6 protein-coding genes are annotated in these 6,440 nt (G+C 62.1%); all 6 read right to left on the bottom strand.

The window, feature by feature from the left end; translation table 11 throughout:
- Window positions 1-109: 109 nt before the first annotated feature.
- The 6 genes from OPU96_RS13930 to OPU96_RS13905 are packed head-to-tail and all read right to left on the bottom strand — an operon-like array spanning window position 110 to window position 6,270.
- A complete protein-coding gene (locus OPU96_RS13930; protein ID WP_498559247.1) occupies window positions 110-1,624 on the bottom strand; it encodes an ABC transporter substrate-binding protein in 1,515 nt (504 codons plus the stop codon).
- Window positions 1,625-1,656: 32 nt separating this feature from the next.
- The gene (locus OPU96_RS13925) at window positions 1,657-2,628 is read right to left on the bottom strand and encodes an ABC transporter ATP-binding protein (RefSeq protein ID WP_226455352.1); all 972 of its coding nucleotides are present in this window, start codon (window positions 2,626-2,628) and stop codon (window positions 1,657-1,659) included.
- Entirely contained in the window at window positions 2,625-3,581 is a 957-nt protein-coding gene (locus tag OPU96_RS13920) for an ABC transporter ATP-binding protein (RefSeq protein ID WP_498559246.1), read from the bottom strand. The genes OPU96_RS13925 and OPU96_RS13920 overlap by 4 nt, the downstream gene beginning before the upstream one ends.
- Complete coding sequence (locus OPU96_RS13915) at window positions 3,578-4,435, bottom strand: ABC transporter permease (RefSeq protein ID WP_305392280.1); 858 nt, start codon at window positions 4,433-4,435, stop codon at window positions 3,578-3,580. Before OPU96_RS13915 ends, OPU96_RS13920 begins: the two co-directional genes overlap by 4 nt.
- Complete coding sequence (locus OPU96_RS13910; RefSeq protein WP_192298675.1) at window positions 4,432-5,379, bottom strand: ABC transporter permease; 948 nt, start codon at window positions 5,377-5,379, stop codon at window positions 4,432-4,434. Before OPU96_RS13910 ends, OPU96_RS13915 begins: the two co-directional genes overlap by 4 nt.
- A 3-nt stretch (window positions 5,380-5,382) precedes the next feature.
- Window positions 5,383-6,270, bottom strand: a complete 888-nt coding sequence (locus OPU96_RS13905; protein WP_192298674.1) for a proline iminopeptidase-family hydrolase — start codon at window positions 6,268-6,270, stop codon at window positions 5,383-5,385.
- Between the last annotated feature and the right edge of the window lie 170 nt (window positions 6,271-6,440).

Below are 6,440 nucleotides of genomic sequence, written 5' to 3'. Positions count from 1 at the left end.
CCCCCCCCCCCCCCCCCCCCCCCCCCCCCCCCCCCCCCCCCCCCCCCCCCCCCCCCCCCCCCCCCCCCCCCCCCCAAGCCCGCTCCCACATTTTTTATTGCGGTGTTAGCTAGTTTTTCACCACTTCTTCAAGGGTGAAGCGGCCCAACGGGTTCTGCAGGAAGTTACTGATATTGCTGCGCGAGATATTGATATACGGGCTGTAGTACAAGTCGATCCAGTTCACATCCTGCTTCGCCAACTTCTGCAATTGCACATACATCTGCTCACGCTTGGCCGGGTCCGCTTCGATCCGCGCGGCTGCCACCAGGCCCTTGACCTTGTCGTTCTTGTAGCGAGTCATGTAGTTCTGGTTGGTGTCGTGGCCCAGCACGAAGGTGGTCTTCTGGTCCGGGTCGAGGATGTCGTTGGTCCAGTACATCACCGAAATATCGTACTCACCGTCCACCAGCATCTGCCAGCTCTGGGTCGGGTCGACCTTTTGCAGGTTGGCGGTCACGCCGACCTTGGCCAGTTGGTCCTTGATGATCACCGCGATCTGCTCGTCGGCTTCGTTGCCGGCGTTGACCACATAGTTGAGCTTCAAGTCCTTGGCACCGGCAGCCGCCAGCAGTTTCTTGGCTTCGGCCGGGTCGTACGGGCGTTGCAGGTTGTTGGCGTAGTGGTACAGCGAGCCCTTGGGGATATAGGAATACGCCACAGTGCCCTGACCGTAGGTGGCGGTCTTCACCAGCGATTGTTTGTCGATGGCCAGGTCCAGTGCCTGACGCACTTCGGGCTTGGCCAGCAGGCCGTGCTCGTGGTTGATCAACAGATGATCTTCACGGGTCGACGGGTCGGCGTGGATCACCACGTTCTTGTCTTTCTTCAGTTCTTCAACCCGCGAGAACGGCACGAAGATCGCCGTATCCAGCTCGTTGTTCTGCACCATGCGCATGCGCGTGTTGTCGTCGGTCACCGAGACCCACTCCACGCCATCCAGGCTCACGTTCTTGGCCTGCCAGAAGTTCGGGTTCTTCTTCAGGATCACACGATCGCCCTTGCGCCACTCGTCTACGGTGAACGCGCCGGAGGTCACCGGGTTTTCCGAATAGGCGTCTTCGCCCATCTTGGTCATGGCTTTTTCCGACAGGATCGATACCGTCGGCGACGCCAATTGCGAGAGGAAGGCTACGGCCGGAGTCTTGAGGGTGACCACCAGGGTTTTCGGATCCGTCGCCTTGGCCGTGTTGATCAGGTTGAACGGGTCAGCCCACAGCGAAGCCTTGTTGTCGCGGATGCGCAACAGGCTGAACGCCGCATCCTCGGCGGTGATCGGCGAACCGTCGGAGAACTTCGCATCCCGCAGCTTGAAAGTGTAGGTCAGGCCGTCCTTGGAAATATCCCAACTTTCTGCCAGCCCCGGCTCCATCTTGGTGCCCAGGTTATCCACGCGCACCAGGGTGTCGTAAACGTTGGCGAACACCCAGGTATCGCGGTTTTGCGCGCTTTTGATCGGGTCGAACGTGGTGCTGTCTTCACGACAGCCGATGGTCAGTACCCCAGCGGCTTGCGCCAACCCGGTAGTCAGGGACCATAGGGTCAATGTAGCGGCGGCGAGAGACTTCAAGTGGCGCGATTGCATATCACAACTCCTTGTTAATGAATGGCAGAGGGTTAAAGCAAGGGTTCTTCAAGCACGCAACTGTATCGATGCTCGTGCAGGAAATGGGTGGGCGGCAACACCGCGGCACACATCGTTTGCGCATGCCGGCAACGCGGGTGAAAGGCGCAACCAGTAGGCAGATTCAGTGGGCTCGGTGGCTCACCAGGCAAGGGTTCAGTAGGCAAAGGTTTGTGCGGATCGATCTCGGGAATCGCCTGGATCAGCGCAGCCGTGTACGGATGGCGCGGCGTGGTGAAGACCGCTTCCACCGGCCCTTCCTCTACGATCTTGCCCAGGTACATCACCGCCACCCGGTCGCACAGGCGGCGCACGATGGCCAGGTCATGGGCGATAAACAGGATCGCCAGGTTCATGCGCTGTTGCAGTTCCAGCAACAGGTTGATGATCTGGCCCTGGATCGACACATCCAGTGCCGCCACACACTCATCGGCAATGATCAAGCGCGGCTCCACCGCCAGCGCCCGAGCGATGCCGACGCGCTGGCACTGGCCGCCGCTGAGGGCGCCGGGCTTGCGGCTGGCCAGTTCGGGGCGCAGGCCCACCAGTTCGAGCAGTTCATCGACCCGGGCCGGGATCTGCCCTGGCGCGACCTTGCGCTGCACCCGCAGCACTTCGGCGATGGTTTCACCGACGGTGTGGCGCGGATTCAGCGCGGCGTAGGGGTCCTGGAAAATCATCGCGGTTTCATGGCGCAGGCGTGCGATGTCGATGGGGCTGCCATGGGCCATGTCGACGCCATCGAACAGCACCTGCCCGGCGCTGATCGGATTGAGGTGCAAGATCGCCCGGCCCAATGTGCTCTTGCCGCTGCCGGACTCGCCGACCAAGCCCAGGGTTTGCCCCGCCGCCAGGTTCAGCGAAACCCCGTTCACCGCCCTCACCCACTGCTTATTCAAGCCGAACAAGCCGGTGCCGGACGCGGCGAATTTCACTTCCAGGTCCTTGATCTGCAACAGGCTCATGCCGGCCCCCCCAGTGGGTAATGACAGGCGACTCGCGCACCTTCCGGCAGCACTTGTGTGCACAAGGCGCCGACCTGCGGGCAGCGCGGGCTGAAGCGGCAGCCGGCGGGCAATGCATCGAGCAGCGGCGGTTGCCCGGCGATGGTGCGCAACAAGGCGTGACCGCTGCTATGGGCCGGTTGGCAATCAATCAGGCCCGCCGTGTACGGGTGTTGCGGATGGGCCAGCAGTTCGTACTTGCTGCCGTGTTCACACAGGCGCCCGGCGTACATCACCGCGATGGAATCGCAGGTCTGCGCCACCACGCCGAGGTCGTGGGTGATCATGATGAGCGACAGGCCGCGACGGTCGCGCAGGTCCAGCAGTAGCCGCAGGATCTGCGCCTGCACGGTCACATCGAGCGCAGTGGTCGGCTCGTCGGCGATCAGCACTTTCGGGTTGCAGCCCAGGGCCACGGCGATCATCGCGCGTTGGCGCATGCCACCGGAAAACTCGTGGGGGTAGTTGTCGACTCGCGCCTGGGGATCGGGAATGCCGACTTGGCGCAGCACCTCGATGGCTTGCAGGCGTGCGTCTTTTTTCGAGGCACCCTGATGCAGGCGAATGCCCTCGGCGATCTGTTCGCCGATGCGCATCAGCGGGTCGAGGTGGCTGCTCGGGTTCTGGAAGATCATGCCCAGTTGCCCACCGCGCACAGCCCGCATGCCGGCATCGTCCAACTGCAACAAGTCCTGTCCGGCAAGCCGGACGGCGCCGCCCTGCACGCGCAGGTTCGGCGACGGCAACAGGCGCATCAGGCCGCGACAGGCCATGGTCTTGCCCGAACCGCTCTCGCCCACCAGGCCGAGGATTTCGCCTTCGGCCAGCTCAAACGACACGCGATCCACCAGGGTCACATCGCGCCCGGCATTGTTGGCAATCACACTCAGGTCCTGCACCTGCAACAGGCTCATGAACGATCCCCCAACACTTGCGCGACACCATCGGCCAGCAGGCTGAAACCCATGGCCAAGGTGACGATGGCCAGGCCGGGGAACGTACAGATCCACCAGGCGGTGGTGATGAACGCCTGCCCTTCGGCGACCATCGTCCCCCACTCGGCAGTGGGCGGTTGCACACCCAGCCCCAGGTAGCTCACGGCCGCACCGTTGAGCAGCACCAGTACCGCGTCCGACATGGAAAACACAATCGAGCCAAACATCGCATTCGGCAGCAGATGCCGGAACAGAATGCGCCCATGACCAAAGCCCAGGCTCTTGGCGGCCAGGGCAAAATCGCTTTCCTTGAGCACCAGGATCTGCGAGCGGATCAAGCGCGCATACGACACCCAGCCCACAAGCGCCATGGCGATGTAGAAACTCTTCAGGCCCGGCCCGAGGATGGCCATGATCGCCAGCATCAGCACCAGGAACGGAAACGCCAGGATCACGTCGATCACGCGCATGCAGAAGCTGTCGAAGCGCCCGCCGATATAGCCCGACACCGCGCCGACAAAGGTGCCGATCATGAACGGGAAGATCACCCCGACAATCGCCAGTTGCAGATCGATGCGTGCGCCCCAGATCACCCTGGAGAGAATGTCGCGGCCGTAGTTATCGGTGCCGAAAGGATGCGCCCAGCTGGGGCCCAACAGGCTGAAATCGGTGTTCTGCGCAATCGGGTCATAGGGCGCGATCCATGGCGCAAGCAACGCCAGGACAAACCACAACAGCAGGATCAACAACCCCCACGCAGCGGTCAGCCGACCATTGCGAAAACCCAAGCGCAGGCGCAAGCGCCAGGGTGCAATCAACGGGCGGCTGCTCATTGCATCTTCACCCGTGGGTCGAGGGCCACCGTCACCACGTCGGCGACAAAGTTGACCAGCACCGTCGCACACGCCAGCACCATGGCCACGCCCTGCACCACCATGTAGTCACGGGTGAAAATGCCGCGCACTAGCAATTGGCCGATACCGGGGATGGCGAACAGGCTTTCGATCACCACCGTGCCGCTGATCAGCCAGCCGATATTCACCGCCAGCAGGTTGACCGCCGGCACCAGGGAATTGGGCAGTACATGCCGGCGAAATACCGCGGCTTCTGACAGACCCCGTGCCCGAGCGGCGGTGACGTGATCGGCTTGCAACTCCATCAGCATGCTCGCACGCAGGTTGCGCACCAGCACCGCCGACAGCGCCAGGGCAATGGTCAGGCACGGCAAGACCATATGGTGCGCCTTGTCGAGAAAGGTGCGGCCGTAGCCGGATACCGGGAACAAGCCCCACTGCACGCTCAACAACAGAATCAGCATCAAGCCCAGCCAGAATGCCGGCATGCCCAGGCCGACCGTGGTGAACACCCGGATCAGGTTGTCCACCCAACCGCCTTTATTGCGCGCCGCCAGGGTGGCCAGCGGCACCGCGATCAGCAACGCCAGCAGTACGCTGCCGAGCACCAGCACCAGGGTCGGCTCGATGCGGGTGACGATCAGTTTCAAGGCGTCAACCTTGTATAACAGCGACTGGCCGAGATCGCCCTTGAGCAGGTTCTTCAGGAAGTAGAAATATTGCAGCCACAGCGGCTGGTCGAGGCCGTACTGGGCGCGGATCTTCAGCAACGCATCCGGCGTGCTGCGCGAGCCGAGCAAGGCGCGCGCCGGGTCGCCGGGGATCGAGCGCACCAGGATGAAGGTGATCAGGCTGATGCCAAACAGCACCGGCAGCAATTGCAGTGGCCGGGACAGCACAAAACGGTAGCGCGCCAGGTTCATCCGTCAGCCTCGGTGACGCGCGAGGAAGTCGAGTAGCACCGGGAAGTACGCCTGGGGCTCTTCGTAAAACGGCATATGGCTGCTGTTGGGGAATACGTGCAGTTCAGCGTGCTTGACCGCCATCTTCATGCGCATGGCGCAGGCCGGGGTGAGTTCGTCGTGTTGGCCGGTGGTGATCAGTGTCGGCATCTTGAACTCGGCCATTTCGGCGATGCGGTTCCAGTCCTTGAGGTTGCCGACGTAGAGGAATTCGTTGGGGCCTTGCATGGTTTCGTACGGGCCCATGTTCCAGTCGCCGAGGGAGCGCTTGACCGGCTCCGGCCACTCGTCCAGGCGGCACACGTGACGGTAGTTGAGCAGGGTGATTGCGGCCTGATACTGCGGATGATCGAGGGTGCCCATGGCTTCATGGCGCTGCATCATTGCCACGGTTTCGCTGCCAAGGGCACCGCGCAGGCGTTCAAGTTCCTGGGACAAGTGCGGAATGTCGCCGACGGTGTTTTCGAGGATCAGGCTTTTCAGCGCATCGGGGTAATGAATGGCGTATTCGATGCCGAGCCAACCGCCCCAGGAGTGCCCGAGCAAATGCACACGCCCCAGGTTCAGGGTTTGGCGGACGGTTTCGACTTCTTCGACATAACGGCCGATTTCCCACAGGGAAACATCGGTGGGTCTGGCTGATGCGCCCGTGCCAAGCTGGTCGAATGCAACCACTCGCAGGTTATGCTCCTTGAGCCAGCCATGGGCGTCGCGCAAATAGTCACACGGCAGGCCCGGGCCACCGTTGAGACACAAGAGCACCTCATCGCCGTCGCCGAAGCTGTAGACCACGAGGTTGTGGCCGTCGACTCTCACGTTGTATTGCTGGTCGGGGGCAATTTCACGCCACATGCATACGTTCCTTGTGTGGTATCAGCCTGGCTGGCAGCGGCCGTTGATCAGGCCAACACTACCGAGGTTGCCGTGCGTCCATAACCTAGTATTTCTTATAGGTTTGGCCTGGCAGTCCTTCGCCGGGGCGTGGCATTCTACTTGCCGCAAGTCGAGATTCAAATGAATTC

This window comes from Pseudomonas sp. RP-B7, from assembly GCF_059803535.1.
Note: the sequence above shows the minus strand (reverse complement) of the source record. Positions and strands in the feature narration are given on the sequence as shown.

Bases quoted from the DNA above. Each gene is read 5' to 3' on its own strand.
- OPU96_RS13930 (WP_498559247.1), bottom strand. From the start codon at position 1,624: ATGCAATCGCGCCACTTGAAGTCTCTCGCCGCCGCTACATTGACCCTA.
- OPU96_RS13925 (WP_226455352.1), bottom strand. From the start codon at position 2,628: ATGAGCCTGTTGCAGATCAAGGACCTGGAAGTGAAATTCGCCGCGTCC.
- OPU96_RS13920 (WP_498559246.1), bottom strand. From the start codon at position 3,581: ATGAGCCTGTTGCAGGTGCAGGACCTGAGTGTGATTGCCAACAATGCC.
- OPU96_RS13915 (WP_305392280.1), bottom strand. From the start codon at position 4,435: ATGAGCAGCCGCCCGTTGATTGCACCCTGGCGCTTGCGCCTGCGCTTG.
- OPU96_RS13910 (WP_192298675.1), bottom strand. From the start codon at position 5,379: ATGAACCTGGCGCGCTACCGTTTTGTGCTGTCCCGGCCACTGCAATTG.
- OPU96_RS13905 (WP_192298674.1), bottom strand. From the start codon at position 6,270: ATGTGGCGTGAAATTGCCCCCGACCAGCAATACAACGTGAGAGTCGAC.